This is a genomic window from Butyricimonas sp., from assembly GCF_019423355.1.
Taxonomy (GTDB): Bacteria; Bacteroidota; Bacteroidia; order Bacteroidales; family Marinifilaceae; genus Butyricimonas; species Butyricimonas faecihominis.
Genome location: NZ_JAHZBP010000002.1, coordinates 120,086 through 140,016, shown reverse-complemented (window position 1 = coordinate 140,016; position 19,931 = coordinate 120,086). Strand labels below are relative to the sequence as shown.

11 protein-coding genes are annotated in these 19,931 nt (G+C 45.7%); 9 read left to right on the top strand and 2 right to left on the bottom strand.

The genetic code is table 11. The features are described from left to right. Positions 1–2 precede the first annotated feature (2 nt). Together QVC79_RS03220 and QVC79_RS03215 are read right to left on the bottom strand one after the other, a co-directional pair. Positions 3–1,340 (bottom strand): peptidylprolyl isomerase, encoded by a 1,338-nt coding sequence (locus tag QVC79_RS03220; RefSeq protein ID WP_124316850.1) that lies wholly within the window; start codon positions 1,338–1,340, stop codon positions 3–5. Between the two features lie 112 nt (positions 1,341–1,452). Beyond that, the gene (locus tag QVC79_RS03215) at positions 1,453–2,292 is read right to left on the bottom strand and encodes a peptidylprolyl isomerase (RefSeq protein WP_087420071.1); all 840 of its coding nucleotides are present in this window, start codon (positions 2,290–2,292) and stop codon (positions 1,453–1,455) included. A gap of 109 nt (positions 2,293–2,401) precedes the next feature. On the opposite strand from QVC79_RS03215, the gene QVC79_RS03210 reads away from it, so the two are divergent. From QVC79_RS03210 to QVC79_RS03170, 9 genes are all read left to right on the top strand, one after another. Further along, positions 2,402–4,312, top strand: a complete 1,911-nt coding sequence (locus tag QVC79_RS03210; RefSeq protein ID WP_270593811.1) for a RecQ family ATP-dependent DNA helicase — start codon at positions 2,402–2,404, stop codon at positions 4,310–4,312. Between the two features lie 288 nt (positions 4,313–4,600). Further along, positions 4,601–5,758: a FecR family protein gene (locus QVC79_RS03205; protein WP_270593814.1), complete on the top strand. Its 1,158-nt coding sequence runs from the start codon at positions 4,601–4,603 to the stop codon at positions 5,756–5,758. Positions 5,759–5,815: 57 nt separating this feature from the next. Further along, positions 5,816–8,461, top strand: coding sequence for a zinc-dependent metalloprotease (locus QVC79_RS03200; RefSeq protein ID WP_270593815.1), 2,646 nt, complete (start codon positions 5,816–5,818; stop codon positions 8,459–8,461). 69 nt (positions 8,462–8,530) lie between these two features. Next, a complete protein-coding gene (locus QVC79_RS03195) occupies positions 8,531–11,860 on the top strand; it encodes a SusC/RagA family TonB-linked outer membrane protein (RefSeq protein ID WP_270593817.1) in 3,330 nt (1,109 codons plus the stop codon). A gap of 23 nt (positions 11,861–11,883) precedes the next feature. Beyond that, positions 11,884–13,311, top strand: coding sequence for a RagB/SusD family nutrient uptake outer membrane protein (locus tag QVC79_RS03190; RefSeq protein ID WP_124316248.1), 1,428 nt, complete (start codon positions 11,884–11,886; stop codon positions 13,309–13,311). Positions 13,312–13,328: 17 nt separating this feature from the next. After that, positions 13,329–14,072: a DUF4843 domain-containing protein gene (locus QVC79_RS03185; RefSeq protein ID WP_270593819.1), complete on the top strand. Its 744-nt coding sequence runs from the start codon at positions 13,329–13,331 to the stop codon at positions 14,070–14,072. Positions 14,073–14,114: 42 nt separating this feature from the next. Further along, positions 14,115–15,515, top strand: a complete 1,401-nt coding sequence (locus QVC79_RS03180; RefSeq protein ID WP_270593821.1) for a hypothetical protein — start codon at positions 14,115–14,117, stop codon at positions 15,513–15,515. Positions 15,516–15,877: 362 nt separating this feature from the next. After that, positions 15,878–16,426, top strand: a complete 549-nt coding sequence (locus QVC79_RS03175) for a sigma-70 family RNA polymerase sigma factor (RefSeq protein WP_124316245.1) — start codon at positions 15,878–15,880, stop codon at positions 16,424–16,426. 429 nt (positions 16,427–16,855) lie between these two features. Next, entirely contained in the window at positions 16,856–19,915 is a 3,060-nt protein-coding gene (locus tag QVC79_RS03170) for a SusC/RagA family TonB-linked outer membrane protein (protein WP_270593823.1), read from the top strand. The last annotated feature ends 16 nt before the right edge of the window (positions 19,916–19,931 follow it).

Here is a 19,931-nt window from a genome sequence, read left to right as displayed (position 1 = left end):
AATTACTTGAACCACCCGTCATAATGGAATTTGGAGTTCTTGTAATCTTCGTCGATATGGATATAGGTGTTTGCTTGTTTTTCCTTGATCCATTTATCAAGTACTTCCTGTTGTTTTTTGCTTTTCAACCCGTTTTCAAAGCTGATCCAGTCATCGTCTAGGTTAGCCGTGTGGGAAGGATAGTAAGCCTTGATTTTGATCACCTTGTATTCCTCGCCTGTACGTGTCTGATCCAAGAAAGGAGAGGAAATTTCACCCACTTTCAGTTTGTTTACCTGACGGGCCATTTCTCCTTCGATGGTTTCTCTGGGGAGTTTGGAATCAGCGTCTTCCTCGTTGAAAATCAATCCGCCGTTGTTTCTGGTCTTTTTGTCCATGGAGAAATAAGCCGCGGCTTCTTCAAACGTGGCTTTCCCGTCGTGGATGTAAGTCAACACGGTGTCCAAATGCTGGATTGCTTCTTGCCGTTCTTCATCGGAAATCCGGGGACGGAGCAGGATATGGCGTACGTTTACTTTGTCTCCTTGGCGGTCGATGTATTGAAGAATATGGAAACCGAATTCCGTTTCCACGATTTTAGATACCCTGCCGGGTTTCAAGCTGAAGGCAGCTTCGGCAAATGCCGGGGCCAGCGCGCTCTTGGTTTGGTAACCTAATTCACCACCTTTGGCGGCAGATCCGGGGTCTTCCGAGTACAATACAGCTAACGTGTTGAACGTTTGTTTACCGGCAAGAATCTCTTCACGGAAATCTCTCAACCGGTTACGGATACGTTCCTTCTCGGTGTCGCTGATTCTTGGTTTGATAACGATCTGTTGAATCTCGTATTTATCGGGTACTTCCGGAAGACTGTCCTTGTTGAATTTCCGGTAGAAATACCTGACTTCCGAGGGGGTCACCCGAACGTTTTCCACGATTTTAGACTGCATCCTTTGCGTGATCATCTGCTCCCGAAGCGGGTTACGCATTTCGTTCTTGATGTCCTCGTATGATTTTCCGAAGTAGGTTTCCAGACGTTCCCGGGAACCGATATGTTGCACGTATTGCTCCAATTGTGAATTCAACGCGTTTTCCACTTCCGTGTCGGTTACCTCGATACTATCTATCTTAGCTTGAGCCACTAATAGTTTCTGAACCAATAAATTTTCTAATATTCTGGTACGAGAGTCGGTGGAAGAATTTACTAATCCTTGGGATTGTTCATGTAAAAATTGGTTCTCGATATCCGATTTCAACACGATTTCTTCACCCACGACAGCGATAATCTTGTCGATCACGTTTTTTTGTGCCGAGGCGTAACTAGCTAAAAATAACAGTACAAGCAGTGATAAATATCTCATAATTTATGAATAAGGTTATACTCAATAAAAACGCTCTAAACTAATACTTTTTCTTCAAATCCGCGAATAATCCGTTCGTTTTCGCATTTTTATTTTCATTTTTCTAATCCTGTTAATATATTTTGACGTAATCTTTCCGAAGACCTTCCGTGTTGATGTCTTTTTCCAGATTCTCTTCGAAGGAGATTTTACGTTTGTTCAGCAACAATATCTCAATCTCTTTTTTCACGTAACCGAGAGGTGCCGTTTCATGAGCTTGGCGTAGCTCGTTGATCTTGAGAAAATAGTGATTCTCGTCGTCCTCGATTTCGATGGACTCCTTGTTTTTATATTTACTTTCCCATTCTGCCGACGTGATGGGCAGGAGGTTCAGCAGGTTACGCAGTTCGATCCATTGGTCGTTGAAGTTATCGAATTTCTTGGCTGACGTGATGCAATACTCTTCCAACGCTTCCTGGTCTTTGGCTTCCTTGGAACGGAACCATTTACGAGCATTTTCAATGTTCGGGGCGGATTTGGGAATCACCACGAACAAGGCTCTCACGACCGGGGTGTTCAGCACGAAGTTGAATTTGTTCGCGTCGTAGTATTGCGAGATTTCACGTTCGCTTACTTCCCGGCTGAGTTTCTGGGAAATCAGTTTCTCCTTGTATTTATGGATCAAGATAGAAGAGGAATAGTCTTCCACTTGTTTCCGAATGTTTTTTTCCTCGTCGCTCAGGTTCTGGGTCGCTTTGTGCAACAGTAATTCTTTGGTAATCCAGTTCCGCACGTAGCTTTGTGCCATGATGAGACTATCCTTCGAGGGGGTTCCCTGGGGAATAAAGCCGGAAACTTCCGATTTCAGCAAGTATTTGTCGAAAACCTTTGCCACGGGTTGCTCGTTTTTCGCGAACTTATCGTTACAAGCCCACAGGAAGGGGATAAAAATCAGTATATGTTGTAGTTTCATGATTTTACGCAATTAATATTCGGGCGAAAATAATAAAAAGCGATTTAAATATACGAGTTTGTGAGAGTTTTTTCGTCTATTTTGTATTTTTGCGAGTAGAATTCGAAGAATGACCCGTGATATAAAAGAGATATTAAAGACTTACTGGGGATACGATGATTTCCGATCCTTGCAGGAAGAGATTATCCGTTCCGTGCTGGACGGGAAGGACACGCTTGCCCTTATGCCCACGGGAGGGGGAAAGTCGCTCACGTACCAAGTGTCCGGGTTAGCGATGGAGGGCGTCTGTCTGGTGGTGACCCCGTTGATTGCTTTGATGAAGGATCAAGTGGAGGATTTAAAGAACAGGCAGATTCCGGCCGAGGCGATCTACACGGGGATGAGGCGTGACCGGGTGGAGTCGATCATTAATAAATGTATATATGATACGGTTAAGTTCTTGTACGTGTCGCCCGAGCGATTGTACTCGGAACGGTTCCGGGAAAAATTGAGGTTGATGAACGTGTGTCTGATTACCGTGGACGAAGCTCATTGTATCTCGCAATGGGGGTATGATTTTCGTCCCCCGTACCTGCGAATAGCGGAGGTGCGCGAATTCTTTCCCGGGGTGGCTACCCTTGCACTCACGGCCACGGCTACCCCGGAGGTCGTGGAGGATATTCAGAAACAGCTGCACTTTTCGACCCCGAACGTTCTCTCTAAAAGTTTCCGGCGGGAAAATATTTCCTACGTGATCCGGGACACGGAGGCCAAGCCGTTGGAATTATTCAATATTTTGTCCAAGGTGCAGGGGGGAGCGATCGTGTACGTGCGTACCCGGTTGAAGGCTTCTTCGATTGCCGCTTTCCTGAACAAGTCGGGGATCAAGTCTGACTTTTATCATGCCGGGTTATCTTCCGCACAGCGGGCACGTCGGCAGGAGGCGTGGAAAAGCGGGATGGTTCCCGTGGTGGTGGCGACGAACGCTTTCGGGATGGGGATTGATAAGGCGGATGTGCGGGTGGTGGTGCATTATGACGTGCCGGACAGTCCGGAGGCCTATTTCCAAGAGGCGGGACGTGCCGGACGGGATGGAAAAAGGGCATACGCCGTGTTACTTTCCAGCCGGGCAGCTTTGGGTGGTTTACAAAAACGGATTGATGATGCTTTTCCCCCGAAAGATTATATATTGAGGGTGTACGAGGCCTTGGCGAACTATTATCAGTTAGGTGAGGGCGAGGGACAGGGACGGGCGTTCGAGTTCAATTTGAAACTGTTTGCCCGTAATTTTAAACTCAACGAGGCGAGGGTGATGTCTGCCATCAGTATTCTGGAGGTTGCGGGGTTCTTGGGGTACACGACGGATATAAATTCCCGTTCCCGGGTGATGTTCACCGTGTTACGGGATCGGTTGTACGAGTTCGAGACGGGTGATCCCTTGTTGGAAAGACTTATGGTTCTCCTGATGAGAAATTATGCCGGAATTTTCGTGCAGGATGCTTACGTGGACGAAGGTTTCTTGGCTGATCAGCTCGACGTGACACGCAAGGTGTTGTATGATGCTTTTATTTCTTTGGCAAAACGTAAGATTATTCGCTACGTGCCGGGGGACGTGAAACCTTACATCGTGTATTACCAACCCCGGTTGCCATTGTCCTATATCACGATCGGGAGGGAGGCTTACGAGAACCGGAAGGAGTTGTTTGTCACGAAGATCGGGGCCATGGCCCGTTATATCCGGGATGACGAAACGTGTCGCCAGCTTTTGCTTATGGAGTATTTCGGGCAGAAGGAAGAGAAGCCTTGCGGGATATGTGATGTCTGTATCGGGAAGAAGAAACGGTTGCATCGGGAAGAGCGGAAAAGTCTGGAGGAACAGATTTTGCAGGTGCTTGCCAAACAGAATACGAATATCCGGGAGTTGGTGCGTCAATTGGGTGAGGACGAAGAAGTCGTGATCGGGCAAGTCCGGAAATTGTTGGATGAAGGGAAAATTCAATATGTTTCGACCTTGGAACTGGGGATAACGAGGAAGTCCTAAATGTTAATTTAGTATAATTGCATTACACTCTTTCCCTTGTCCCGTCGGTGTTTCACTGGTAAGTATTCGATAAGTTACCGATAAGTCTTCGATAAGTTGCCGATACGGGCAGTCAATTTTTCGTTACTTTTTTCTTGAAAAATGAATGAGGTATTAGTGAGACATAGGTGCGAGTCACTGTTGAGCGTTAGGAGGCTCACTAGGGATTTGTTTACAAGTTATTAAAAAAGATTCAAATTTGTCGGTACCTTTTTCTTCGTGAAGTGTTATAAGGTAAAATAGCACGAAATGAAAAAGGAAACAGAGTATATTATCCAGTTGATCGTGAAAAGACTTCAAGGAGGCTTGTCTCCCGAAGAGGAAACTTTCTTCGCGGCTTGGAAATCACGTTCCAAGGCCAACGAGGAGTTGTATGAACGATTGGAAAATGAATACGAGGAACACACGGAATATCCTTTATACGAGCATTTTAATGCTCGTCGGTCGTGGCCGTCTGTCATGAAAGACATTCGGAAGAGACATTCCATTCGACGCTTGTATCGTGGTGTTGCCGCGACTGCCATCGTGTTATTGAGTGTATCTTCTTATCTGATGTTTTCGACGGGTGGGGAGGAAGTACTGCCCGTGGCCCGGGTGGAGTCGGGCAACCATTTTTCTTTTGGGAAGCGTGCCTCGCTGATTCTGCCGGGAGGGGATACTTTGCTGATTGCCCCGGGGGTGGCGGACACGCTTGACGAGCAATTACCTTTCGTGAGTAATAATGGTGAAACCTTGATCTATCATACTCCCCGGACGGCGGATTCTTTGGTGTATAATACGCTGAAAATACCTCGTGGCGGGGCTTATTCCTTGCAGTTGTCAGATGGTACGAAGGTAATGCTGAATTCCGATTCCCGGTTAAAGTTCCCGCAATCTTTTTCGGGTGATACCCGGGAGGTGTATCTGGAAGGAGAAGGATTTTTCCAAGTGGCAAAGGATGCCGCAAAACCCTTTATCGTGCATTGTGAGAAGTATGCCGTGCGTGTGTTAGGTACTACGTTTAATATTTCTGCTTACCAGAACGATGAAGTTTCGATGACGACGTTAGTCGAGGGACGGGTGAATATTGAGTGCGGGAATACGGTTGTTGCGTTGACTCCCGGACTGATGGCTGCCGTGGCCGATTCGAAAGTGACGACCCGGGAAGTGAACGTGGAGTCCTATATTTCTTGGACGAGAGACCAGTTCAGTTTCAGCGAGGAACGTCTGGAGGATTTGTTAAAAAAGATTTCCCGCTGGTATGACGTGGAGTTCGTGTTTGATGATGAGGAGATCAAGGATTATAAATTTTCCGGGTTTATGCCTAGGTACGAGAGTATAACGAATTTGTTCGAGATATTGGAACAATCGGCGAATGTAAGTTTTGTTCGAAAAGAGGATAAAAAAGTGATAATTATAAAACATTAATTCAAGCATGGCCAGCTAAATTAATCATCGGAGTGTCGTATAATAAATTTTAAATGTATGAAAAATTGGAGTGTACTGGCTGCGGTAATGCTCGTGGTAGCGTTATGTCCTTATTCAGCTCAGGGAATTGACAGGAAAAAGAAAGAGGTTCAGCCTAAAACGACGAAGGTTGTGCTTGGTAAATATGACAAGTTGTTCAAGAACAAGGCACACGTGGTGGCGAAAGGCGGTTTTATGACCTTGCACAAGGTGGACGGCAAGTTGTTTTTTGAAATGCCTTTAAAGTACATGGGACGGGAATTTTTATTGGCCTCCACGGTAACTTCTGCGACAGATAATAGCATCTGCGTGGTAGGTTATAAGCCGAGAACTCCCCGGCATATAAAATTTACATTATTGGATAGTATGGTCTGTTTGAGGAATGTCAATTCGAAAATGACTTATGACAAGGGACAGGCCGGGCTAGAAGAAGCGATGGAGAAGAATTTCGGGGATCCTATTGTCGAGTCTTACCGGGTGCTGGCGTACACGCCGGATAGTTCTGCGGTGGTTTTTGACATGACGGATATGTTCACGAAGGATGAATCTTCTTTGTCTCCAATTATGCCGAACTCGGGTGGAATACTCAGTCATTCTGCCAGTTTGAATAAAGAGGGATCTATGTTGACCGAGATCAAGGCTTTTGAAGATAATGTAAGTATTAAATCCGTTTTGTCTTATCTGGTCACGACGAAAGCGATGGGTATGCTCACGGTAAAGAAGGATGATCCATTGACTACTCGTGTTACACGCACGTTGTTGCTTTTACCGGAAAACAAGATGCGTCCTCGGATCACGGATTCCCGGTTAGGTATATTTTTAGGGAATAAAGTGTACGTTTCCATGGAAGAGGACGGTATTCAGAAATATTCGGTGGCTAATCGCTGGCGGTTGGAACCTAAGGATATGGATGCGTGGAAACAGGGAAAGTTGGTGGAGCCGGTGAAACCAATCGTGTATTATTTGGATAACACGTTCCCGGAATCGTGGAAAGAACCCTTGAGGGAGGGAATTTTAAGATGGAACACCGCATTCGAGAAAATCGGGTTCAAGAACGTGGTTCAGGTGCGGGATTTTCCCTTGGATGATCCAGAGTTTGATCCCGATAATTTGAAATACTCTTGTGTTCGCTACATCCCGTCAACGACGGCCAACGCAATGGGACCCTCGTGGGTGGATCCGAGTACGGGGGAGATTATTAATGCCAGCGTGCTGATCTATAACGACGTAATCCGGTTGATTAACGGGTGGCGCTTCGTGCAGACGGCTCAGGTTGATCCCCGTGTCCGGGCAAAAAAGATGCCGGATGATGTGGTGAAAGAATCGCTGGCTTACGTGATCGCTCATGAAGTGGGCCACACGCTGGGATTGATGCATAATATGGCAGCTTCTGCCGCTTATCCCGTGGATTCCTTGCGCTCGGCAAGTTTCACGCAAACATACGGAACCACGCCTTCCATCATGGATTACGCCCGCTATAATTATGTCGCTCAGCCGGGGGATAAAGGGGTGAGATTGACACCACCGGATTTGGGGGTTTATGACGAGTTTGTCATAAAATGGTTATACACGCCACTACCTGAGGTAGAAGATGCTATGGCCGAGGTTCCTATCCTAGAAAAATGGTTGGATGAGAAGGCCGGGGATCCCAGGTACCGTTATGGACGGCAACAGGTTTATGCCCGGTTTGATCCTAGTGCGATAGAAGAGGATTTGGGGGATGATCCGGTGAAAGCGGGAGATTATGGGATTCAGAATCTGAAGTATATTATGAGTCATTTGAACGAGTGGTTGGGGGATGATCCTGACGGGCAACATCGTCAGGTCATGTACCAGACTATCGGTAATCAATACTATCGTTATCTGAAGAACGTGATGTATAACGTGGGAGGTATTTACCTGACGGAGGTGAAGGCCGGAACTCCGGGCAAACGTTTTGTTTCGGTTTCCCGGGAGGTACAAAAGAACTCGCTTAAATGGGTGATTCGGGAGTTGAAAACCCAGAATTGGCTGGCCGATAAGGAACTGACGGATAAGTTTGCCTTGGGCGTTTCACTGGCACCGACGGTACGGTATGCTGCCGCGAAGAATGTTGCCGAATTGTACAAGAACGTGGTTCTTTCCGCTCACGTGTCTCGTGATCCTTACACGGTGAAAGAGTTCTTTGACGATTTGTATCATGAAGTGTGGGCTTCTACCTTGAATAACCGGAAACTTTCCGAGAGCGAGAAGATGTTACAGCGGGTGATTGTTGAAGTTGCGTCAGAGGGGATGGAAGGAAAGAAGAAAGGTTTACCATTCTTGACAGACGAGGCTCTTTATTTGCGTTCCGGTGATGCTTTTGCTCCTTCTGTTGACGAAATCAACGCTTACGGGCTGGATGAGACGGGGATGGTGAGTAGGTATCTGGACGAGTTCCGGGAGATAGAACAGGTGTACGGACGGGGTTTCGTGGCCGCTCATCTTGAAAATATCGGGAACGGGTACGGTTGGCAGCGAAAAGTGACTACCACTGCAATCGACGATTCCAAGGTGTACTTGCAGGACATGCTGGTTCGGGTGAAACAATTGTTGGAAGGTAAGTTATCCACCGCGGATAAGGACACGAAAGCTCATTATCGGGCATTGATTCTTCAAATTGAGAAGGCGCTTAAAGTCGAATAATATACCGGGAGGCGGGGAAAGTCCCCTGTCTCCCGAAAAGAATACCTATTAACAACTAATTATATGAACATGAAAACGAATCGAGTGTTAAACAGGGACAAATGCAGGGGATGGATCAGGTGGTCTCTCGTGATCGGCTGCATTTTGTTTAGTTCTATGAGAATCTACGCTTCGGACGTTCGCTTGGTGAATGATTCGATCAAGCTGGATTTGAAGTTTGAGAAATCGACCATGTTGGAGGTACTCAATACGTTGAAAAAGAAGACGGCTTTGAATTTCGTGTATAATCACGAGGAAATAAAAGGGATTCCACTTATCACGAAAGAGTTCCGGCAGGCGACGGTACACCAGATTTTGGATTATTGTTTACGCAACACGGGGTATGTTTTTTCCGTGGTGAATGACGTGGTGGTGATCAAAAAGAAAGAGGTAAAGAGAGGTCAGCAAAAGGTTACGATTACCGGGACCGTGTTCGACGAGAAGAATGAACCTCTTCCGGGAGCAACCGTGATGCTGAAAGGCACGACGATTGGCGTGGCCTCTGACGTGAACGGGGAGTTCAAACTGGAGCTACCGGAAAGTGATGGGATGGTTCTCGTGGTCAATTTTATCGGTATGATTTCCCAGGAGATTCCGGTGACTCGTGACGTTAACTTGAAAATTGTTCTGAAGATGGCGGACACGGCTCTGGATGATGTTGTAGTCAATGGTTTTTACACGAAGAATAAAAACACGTTCACGGGTTCCGTGACCACCGTGAAGGGGGAAGAGCTGGTACAAGCATCCAGCACGAACCTGATCCAAGCGTTGAGTACTTTGGTGCCGGGGTTGAGAATCGTGGAAAATAATGCGCAGGGATCGAACCCTAACGCCGTGCCGGAGATTATTATCCGGGGAACCAATTCATTGATGACCAGTGATGAGGCGGGAATTAACACGCCCTTAATTATTCTGGATGGAATCGAAATCTCGCTTGAAGAACTCTACGATTTGGATTTGTTCGATATAGAGAGTGTGAACGTACTGAAAGATGCAGCCGCAACCGTTCTTTATGGTGAACGGGCTTCCAATGGCGTGATCGTGGTGGAACGGGCTCACGTGAAGGATGATAAAGTGCGGTTCAGTTATAATTTTGTTCCTGATTTCAGTTTCCCCGATTTGAGTTCCATGAACTTGTGTAATGCCTCTGAAAAGTTAGAATTGGAACGTCGGGCCGGGTTGTATAATTCGGCTAATGGTAACGCTGACAGAAATTATGCCTATAAGTTGGAAAACGTGCGCAAGGGGATTGACACGGATTGGATTTCAAAACCATTGAGAAACTCTTTCAGTCATTCTCATTCATTGCGGGTTGCCGGTCGGGGAGGTAATATGGATTACAAGGCATCTGCTTCTTTTAAAGATACTTACGGGGTCATGAAGGGGGACTACAGAAGGAATTACGGTCTTAATTTTTCATTGGCTTACCACATGACGAATAAATTGACGATCTCTTATCAGTTTGCTTTCGGGATGACGGATAGCAAGGATTCTCCTTACGGTCAGTTTTCAACCTACACCGAGTTGAATCCTTACGAGCCGGTGTATGACGAGGATGGCGAGTATATCCGGAATTACTATTTCAACAAGTTCGATCCCTCTCGCAACGAGAAAATAGAGAATCCGTTATACAATGCTACGCTTTCCAGTTTTTCGAAATCTAAGAGTAAATCGATCAAAAATAGTTTATCCCTGCGCTGGGATATCAGCAAGTCTTTTTTCGTGAACGGGCAATTCGATTTGAACCTGTCGGATTCGAAGAGTGATAAATATACCTCGCCGGAAAATTCGGCATATGAAAATTACACTTCTCCGGAAGAGCTTGCGCAGAAGGGGGAATACAGGCAAAGCTCTTCCGACGGGAATTCGTACACGGGAAAATTGGTTGCAAACTATTCTATCGCTTTGGATGAGCATGGTAGCGTGTTCGGTATTCATGCCGGGACAGAGATTTCAAGGGAGAAGACTACGAGTAGCCAGATCACTGCCGTGGGGTTCTTGAAGGACGAACTGGACGATTTGAGTTATGCGATGAAATACGATGACAAGGCTCCTAGCGGGAGCGAGAAATTATCAACAAGAGTCGGGTTCTTTGGTGATGTAGATCTTTCCTACCGGAACAGGTATTTTGTCAACGGAGTTTTCCGGACTTCCGGTTCCTCTAAATTTGGTAAGAATCAGCGTTTCGCTCCCTTCTGGTCTGTCGGTTTCGGGTGGAATGTTCACAACGAGGAGTTTTTGAAATGTGATTGGTTGAACACGCTACGTTTCCGGGTAAGCTACGGGTACACGGGTAATGCCGGTTTTTCTCCTTATCAGGCGATCACGACATATAAGTATAGCAATGATTATCGCTATTATGCGGGTGTCGGGGCTTTACCGATCACGATGGGAAACATGGATTTAAAGTGGCAGCGGACGTTGAAAATGAATTACGGGGTCACCGGTGGATTCCTGAATGACCGGTTGCGAGTGGAATTCGATTACTACGTGGAGAAGACGAAAGATATGTTGATCCCGATAGATGTACCCCTTTCCATGGGCGTGGATAACGTGAAGGTTAATCTGGGATCGGCTAAAAATGCCGGGTTGGATTTCTCTATTTCCGGGCAGATCATACAAAAGAAGGATTGGAGCTGGATGCTGACGGTGAATGGCGGGCATGTGTATGACAAGATCGAGAAGATCAGTAATGCCTTGCAGCGGACGAACTCGGAAACTACGTCTTCGGACGAATGGAACGCTCCCAAGATTCAATTCAAGGAGGGAGAGTCTCAATACGCGATTTATGCCATGCGTTCCGCGGGGATTGATCCGGCCACGGGTAAAGAGGTGTATATAAATAAAAACGGGGAATACACGTTTGATTACAGTTACGACGATCAGGTGGTTGTGGGGAATACAAACCCGACAATACAAGGAAGTATATTCACGTCGTTCCGGTATAAAGGGTTTTCTTTAAGCGTGTCGGCTGCTTACACGTTGGGAGGTGATATTTATAACACGACACTGGCGAAGAAGGTGGAGAATATAAACATCAAAGAGAATGTCGATCGACGGGCGTTCACGGAAAGATGGAAAGAGATCGGGGACGAGACCCGTTTCTTGGGCATCCCGGAAAGCGGATGGGCTACTTATCTTTCGGAACGTTTCGTGGAGCGTAAGAATGAGTTGTCGATTTCGAATATTAACCTGCAATACGAGTTTAATGTTGAAAAGCTGAAATTGTTCGGTCTGAAACGTCTGGTCGTGGGTATCGGAGCATCGGACATCGGGCGGCTTTCCACGGTTAAATTTGAAAGAGGTACTTCCTATCCCTATTGTCGGAGCTTTAATTTCATACTTAGACCTACCTTTTAATGAAACAATATAATCGTATGACTATGAAAAAGATAATATATATGCTACTGATCGCCTCGTGTGGGTGGAGTTGCGATAGCTTTCTGGATGTAAATCCCAAGGCGGAGGTGATTGACGAGGATATGTTCAGCACGGCTTCGGGCGTGGAGGATGCCCTGTATGGTGTGTATTCGGCCTTGTCCAATAGTTATTTGTATGGTAATTATATGTCGGTGTATTACCCGGAACTGTTCGCACAGAATTTCGTGGATGACGGTATCAAGGGAACGGAGATCGGGAAATTGAACATGGGCGATCTTATGATGGAATCGGATGTGATGAAGATGTGGAAACAAGCTTATACGGCGATCGGTTACGTGAACAATATTATTATAAACTTAGAGAATAAGGACGAGAAGGCGTTCAAACATTATAATATTTACCTTGGGGAGGCTTTAGGGCTTCGGGCTTATCTGCATTTTGACCTGCTACGATATTATGCCGTTCATGTTACCTCGAAAGATGAAACGGCCAAGGCACACGCCATTCCTTACGTCACGACTTACGAGTTTTACGTGACACCCTTTTCTTCGGTAACGGAGGTTTACGATAAGATTATTCAAGATCTGGAACGGGCAATTGGTCTTTTGGCAGACGACGAGAGTTTGATGGAGGCAGAAAGAACGGGACACGCTGCTGATTTCGTTTCAGCCCGGGAGACTCATTTCAATTTGTACGCAGCGGAGGCAGCTTTGGCCCGCGTGTATTGGATGAAGGGCGATTTGAAGAATGCCAAGATCTACGCTCAAAAGGTGATTGATTCTCATAAATTCCAGTTGGTGGATAAAACGGAGGTGGAGAGCATGGTACAGAGTAAGTTGTCTTTTAAAGAGACGATCTGGGGAATTTATACAAGGGATTTCGGGACCTCGATGAAGAATTTATTTATTAGAAGTACGGGAATAGATTTGGCCTCGGATTGGGAGGACTTGTACCTAGATAATCAGGGAGCGGAAGAGGGCGTGGATTACAGGAGATTCTGGTTTGACGTGGACCCGGATAAAGATGCCACGACTTGCCTCAAGCTGATTAACTACGAGTTTTTGGCTGACCCGAATAAATACGATGAACCCGTTATTCTGGGAGTGAACATGATTCGTATCCCGGAGATGTACTATATCATGGCGGAAGCTTTGCTGGAAGAGAATATCGACTTGGCCACGGATTACATGGATGTTGTTGTGGAGGCCCGGGGAATGGTCGGGTTTAAAGACCGGATTCCGGCTCGACAATTGACGCTTGATGATATTATGAAGGAACGCCGTAAGGAATATTACGGGGAAGGCCAAGAGTGGTTTTGCATGAAACGGCAGAACCGGGATGTATATTCAATCATAGGGGCGGTAACCCTGCCGGGAAGTGACAAGATCTATTGTTTGCCTGTTCCCGAAGAGGAAATGAATGCCCGTTAACATTAAAAACGAAAGACATGAAAAGGATAACATTAATTAGTTTTGCTATTGGATTAGCGTTGAGTGCGCTTTCCTGTTCGGATGATGACCTGATGTATAACGTGCATCAGAAAAGGTCTGTCTATTTTGACCGGGAAAGTAAAACAGATACTATTTTTTTCTCTTTTGTTTCGGTTGAAGGGGATGACTACGATTACCGTATCCCGATCCGGGTGATCGGTAAACCCGTAAACGAGGTGCAGCACCCGGTGGTTATGGTCGTTGCCGATTCTTCAACAGCCCGGGAGAACATGCATTACGTGATGGGAGAGGTGGTGATTCCCGCCGATAGCGTTCGAGGTGTCCTGAACATCCGGTTAAACAAGACGGGTGACATGAAGGAACGTTCGTATTACCTCTATTTGAGATTTGCAGAGGATGAGTATTTTAAACCGATTGCCGATGATAATTATATTTTGTCGATAGCTGACGGGGAGTACTCCCGGCCGGATTGGTGGAAAGATGCTGATTTGGGAACGTTCTCTTCCGATTTGTTTAAGCGGATGTTGGAAAAATACTGGGAACTGGAGGAACTTCGTCCGGTGGAATATGCTTATTTCGAAGAGAATTACGGGCGGTTGCTTGAGAATGCCCCGGCATGGTTCTGGTCTAGAAATTATCCGGGTATCTGGGTGAAATACGTGTTGAAACCGGTGTATGAGTATTATCAGGAACATCCGACCGAAGGGGTGAATATGCCGAATCCTGATAAATTTATTTGATGTAATCTCCTGTATAGTGATCTAAATAAAAATTGAAGAGCGATGAAAAAGATATATTACATAGTTTTCGCCATTCTGGTAAGTGGTTTACTAGATGCTTGTATTCATGACGATACGAGCTTGGCGGACCCGGACTTCTCCCGGCTTTCAATCATTTCTCAATACGACACGTTGAGCGTGAATCTAAGCGAGGAGTTTGTTTACAAAGTGGATGTTGTGCAAAGCGGGGAGGATAGACCGTTGACTTACGAGTGGGGGTATGCGACCTATAATACCAAGAATGAGAGTGATTATCCGGCAAAGGATTCTTTAAAAATTATATCTAACGAGGCCGAGTTACGTTATACTTTCAGGAAATTAGGTACTTATTATTTGCGATTGAAGGTGGATAATGGGGAGGCGATCTCGTTTAAAGGTTTTATGTTGAACGTGACGACACCTTATGATGAAGGAATCACGGTATTGAGTCAGGATGATGCGGGGAATCCTCGGATTTCGTTTATGAAAACTTTGACCCGGCAGGAAATAGAATCCGGGGTGAAGAAGGAATTTGTTACGGATGTTCTGACAAAGGAGAACCCGGACTACACGATTAAAAATTGCACGGATCTGGCACAGTTCGGTCCCTATCTGCTGTTGGCCTCTCGGGAGGATGGATTGATCTATAAATTGAATGCCAAGACTTTCGGAGTTATGTATAAGAACAGGGTAAGGGATATTATTCCGGATTTCACTTGTAAGGAGTTGATGGGAAGTGGGGCAACGAATTGGATGTTATCAGAAAATGGAAGTGCATATCGTTACGAGCTTACCTTTGATGAAGTGTTGGTGATTGATAATGCTGTTGGGTATGGTTATGATGCTTGTTTCTTTGGATATAGTTCTTCCTATCAATATTTCATTGATTACGATAAATCTATTATCTATTCTCCGACGGGAAATAAAGCAACCTCTTCTTCCAACTATTTCGAGGATTATAATATCATCGGAATGGTGCCTTGGACGATCACGAAACTTTACACGATAGCTGTTTTGAAGGAAGATCCGTCACAAGGTCGAGTATTTCAGACAAGTGGTTCTTTATCCAAGTTAACGGAGTTGATTAAGTTTGATGGAACGGATTTGAAGTTGGATAAGAATTCAACGATCATGTTTAGTAAAACTTACAAGAATGCTTACTATGATTACGGGAATAATATTTATCGTTGGAATTGTACCGGGCAATTCCCGAAGACCCCGTTTATCACATTCCCCGATACAAAGGAGATTACGGCTGTGGCTATGGATCCGGATAAAACGCTGATTTATGTTTGCTACGTGGATAGCGAGAGAAGTGGTTTGAAGGGTGGAATTGACATTTATGATGCGAATGACGGTAAATTGATCGAGTCTTACGGGGGAATTGCCGATCGGCCGTTGAGAGTATTTTACAAGACGAAATGATGTAGGCCAAAAATTTATAAGGTCCATAGAGTAAGGCCGTTCGAAAAGTTGTTTTTCTAACTCCCTCCCCCCCTTCGGGGTACTCCCTCTATAAACAGAGGGAGAGCTGAGTTACTTGCTATCTTTAGGGCAATTCACCAGCTCCTCCTCTGTTTATAGAGGAGGTGGGCGAAGGCCGGATGAGTTAATTTTGTAACAGATAGGACTTTTCGAGCAGCTTTTTCTTTTGTGTGATGAATTATTATCTTTTTTGAGATGGAAAGAACAAATTAACATGTTCTATTTTGTTGTTTCTACTATTTTCGGTACATTTGAAAAGAATATCTTTAAGGTGTGGAATATGATGTTTTTTTATAAATCTGATGGTGATGTTGGTAGAGTCTTCCGTATATGAGCGTTTTGTGAAAGGGGATGAGAAAGCCTTGGAATTGTTGTATGATCAATATTTTGCAACATTGGGAGTTTACGCAGGACGTTTCTTGCGGGAAGAGAATGTTTGCGTGGACATCGTGCATGAGAGTTTTATCAAGACGTGGGAGAAAAGGAAACAGTTTACCTCGTTCCAGATGATTATCAGTTTTTTGTATGCTTGCGTGAGAAATGCTTGTCTGAACGAGTTGCGGCATCTGGACATAAAGAATAAAGTTCTGTTGCAACAGGTATCCAGTCTCGATATTGAAGGGGAAATCATAGAACATGAGGTGAAACGGATTATTTGGACTGAAATTGCCCGATTGGCGGGTGATTATAAAGAGATCATGGCGATGAGTTTGGAAGGGTATTCTACCAAGGAGATTTCGGAGGAGTTGAATCTTTCCGAACAGACGATTAAAAATAAAAAGGGAGAGGCGTTAAAACAACTTCGCAAAAATATGGGACCGTACCAGTGGTGTCTCCGGCTTTTCTTTTAAGGAATAGTTTGCTTGTAATATTCTATATCATTGATTTATAATTCATATATTTGTCTTATCTTCGGGACAAAAAGAGAATCTTCGTGTCGTTTTTGTTTGTGAAATTGAAACTTGGTATCTCTTTTTTCCCTAATCTTGCAACTCGCCAAAATCGATACTTGCTTGATTGAAATTTTTTATTTATTTTATTACTTTTGTTCCCCTTGTTTTGAAATAGTTGTAGAAAACAGGGATAGAAGGTAAATTATGCGATTGAACGTGAATGATAAAGTTGAGGGTTCGCGTCAGGTAGCAATGATGGTGTGATGATGTATTTTACGGGTTTATACCGCATGGTGCGATGAATGATGTTAGGTGCGAATGGATATGTTTAGACAATAAAGTGATAGAAACATATCTTGCACGTATGGTATTAAAAGATCAAATTAAATGAGAGTAGACTTGGTATTGAAGTTTGACGGCAACTTATGTGGTGTTGTGAAATGGATTCTGTTGTTCTGCTGTGTATGTTTTCCGGAAATCCCCGTGGCGGGTGAATCGCGTTCTGCCTTGATCGTGATCACGGGAGAGGTGAAGGATGCAGATGGCGAACCACTTCCGGGCGTGACGGTTGTCCTGAAAGGGACTTCTTTGGGATGTGCCACGGGTACGGACGGGAAGTTCCGATTGGAAATTCCGGAACAAAAGGAGATGGTGTTACTTTTCCGGTTTGTCGGGATGAAGAATCAAGAAGTCACGGTTACCAGTACCCGGCATATCCGGGTGATGATGGTGAAGGATATGAAAGAATTGGATGATGTGATCGTGACCGGGTATTACACGCAGGCGAAGAATGCTTTTACCGGGGAGATTACCCGGATCAAGGGAGAGGATTTGTTGCGGGTATCCCCGACGAACCTGTTACAGGCATTGGCAATCTTGACACCGGGATTGAGGATTGTAGAGAATAACGAGGCGGGGTCTGATCCGAACGTCGTGCCTGAGATTCTGATTCGTGGGGCGAGTTCAATCATGACAAAAGGACAGGAAGGGGTAAATGCCCCCTTGATTATGCTGGACGGGGTGGAGATTTCCGTGGAGGATTTGTATGATCTGGATATTTACGATATAGAACAGGTACTGGTGTTGAAGGATGCATCCGCGGCGGTACTTTACGGGGAGAAAGCGGCAAACGGGGTGATATTGGTGGAACGGGTGCGGGGAAAGTCGGATAAGCCGAGATTCAGTTATAATTTCACGCCGATGTTCAGTTTTCCCGATTTGACCTCTCTTCGCTTGTGTGATGCGGAGGAAAAGTTGGAACTGGAGCGTTTGGCGGGATTGTATGACCGGGTAGATGGTAGTCTTGACCCGGCTTATGATTATAAGCTGGAGAACATCCGCCGGGGTGTCAACACGGATTGGACGACGAAACCTTTGCGGAATGCTTTCACGCATAGTCATTCTGCCACGATGACCGGGCGGGGTGGTGGAATCGAGTACAAGGTAACGGGACGGTTGTCGAATACATACGGGGTGATGAAAGGTGATTATCGCCGGAATTACGGGGTGAATGTTTCTTTGTCGTACCGGTTTGCCCGGGATGTGGTGGCCACTTACCAGTTGGCTTATACCATGACCGAGGGAAAGAATACTCCTTACGGGAGTTTTGCGCAGTACACGAGGTTGAACCCGTACAACCCGGTATATGACGAGGACGGGGAGTATATACGGAATTATTATTTCGATCCGGTAAACCGGACAATGGAACGGCAAGTCAATCCACTGTATAATGCCACGCTGGCAAGCTTTTCGAAAAGTCAGAATAAAGCGGTCACGAATTATTTGTCGTTACGCTGGGATATGAACGAGACCTTGTTTATCACGGGAAACGTGAGTGTACGACAGGGGGACACGTGGAATAAGGTGTATGTTTCCCCGGAGGATGCGAGTTTCACCTTGCAGGAGATTCCTCAAAACAAGAAAGGGACTTACACGGCATATTCAACCGAGACGACGGATTGGGCGGGGAAGTTGGTACTTAATTATCGTTTACCGCTGAATGATGTCGGGACTACGGTTCTTTCCTTGAGTGCGGGTACGGACATCGGGAAGGACAAGTCTTCTTCGATGCAGGTGAAGGCGGAAGGGTTTATGAAGGATAAGATGACGGATATTAAATTTGCCTCGCAGTACGCGACTACGCGTCCCGTGGGTGGCGAGAAGGAATCGGCAGAGGTGGGGTTTTTTGTGAACGGTAGTCTTGATTTGCTGGGACGATATTTTGTCAATGCTTCCTACAAGACGGCAGGTTCATCGAAGTTTGGCAGTAAACATCGTTTTGCCCCGGTATGGTCGGCGGGAATCGGTTGGAATCTGCATAAAGAAGGATTCATGAATTTCGATTGGTTGAATATTTTACGTCTTCGGTTTAGCGTGGGTTCAACGGCTAACGTGACATTCACGCCTTATCAGGCTTTGACCACTTATCTTTATGATTCCGACTTAATTCATTATGGCGGGATGGGTGCGGTTCCGATCACGATGGGGAACCCCGATATGAAATGGCAGGTTACCCGAAAGTATAATTGGGGATTGACGGCTACTTTCTGGAAAGAACGGGTGAACGTGGAGGCCAGTTACTACGTGAACAAAACGAAGGATGCCTTGATGCCTTTGACCTTACCGTCTTCTGTCGGTGTTTCTTCAGTGTTGGTGAATATGGGGAAGTTACAGAATTCGGGCTATGAGTTTTCCATTTCTGCACAAGTGGTCAAGCGAAATAACCTGCTTTGGATGGTGATGGTAAACGGATCGCACGTGTTTGATAAGCTGACGAGTATCTCGGATGCGTTGAAGGCGGAGAACATGGCGGCTTATTATGGCGTGAAACCTCAGCCGATGTTCGTGGAAGGGGGATCTCAGTTCGGTATATATGCCATGCGTTCCGCGGGAATTGATCCGGCTTCCGGGCAGGAGGTGTATATCAAGAAGAACGGGAATTACACGTTTACTTATGATAAGAACGAGCGAGTGGAGGTTGGGAACACGAATCCCATGCTGGAGGGGAGTCTTTTCACGAGCTTGTCGTACCGGGGATTCACGTTGAATGTCACCACGGCGTACAAGTTTGGCGGTGATATTTACAACACGACTTTGGCGAATAAAGTGGAGTATATTGATCCCTACGGGAATGTGGATCGTCGGGCTTTTACCGAACGGTGGAAGAAACCGGGAGACTTGGTGCGTTTCTTGGGGATTCCGGAGAACGTGAGCGATGAAAATCGGTATTCCGAGCGTTTCGTGGAACGGGATAACACGTTCGCGATAACGAGTATCATGTTGAATTACGAGTTTAAACCCGGTTATTTGCGCAAGATCGGGGTTAAGAGACTGAATCTAGGCATAGGCGTTGCCGATATTGCCCGGTTCTCTTCCGTGAAACAGGAACGAGGTACGGAATATCCTTTTCAACGGAGTTTCCATATCACGTTTAGACCGACATTTTGATAATTACTAAAGGCAG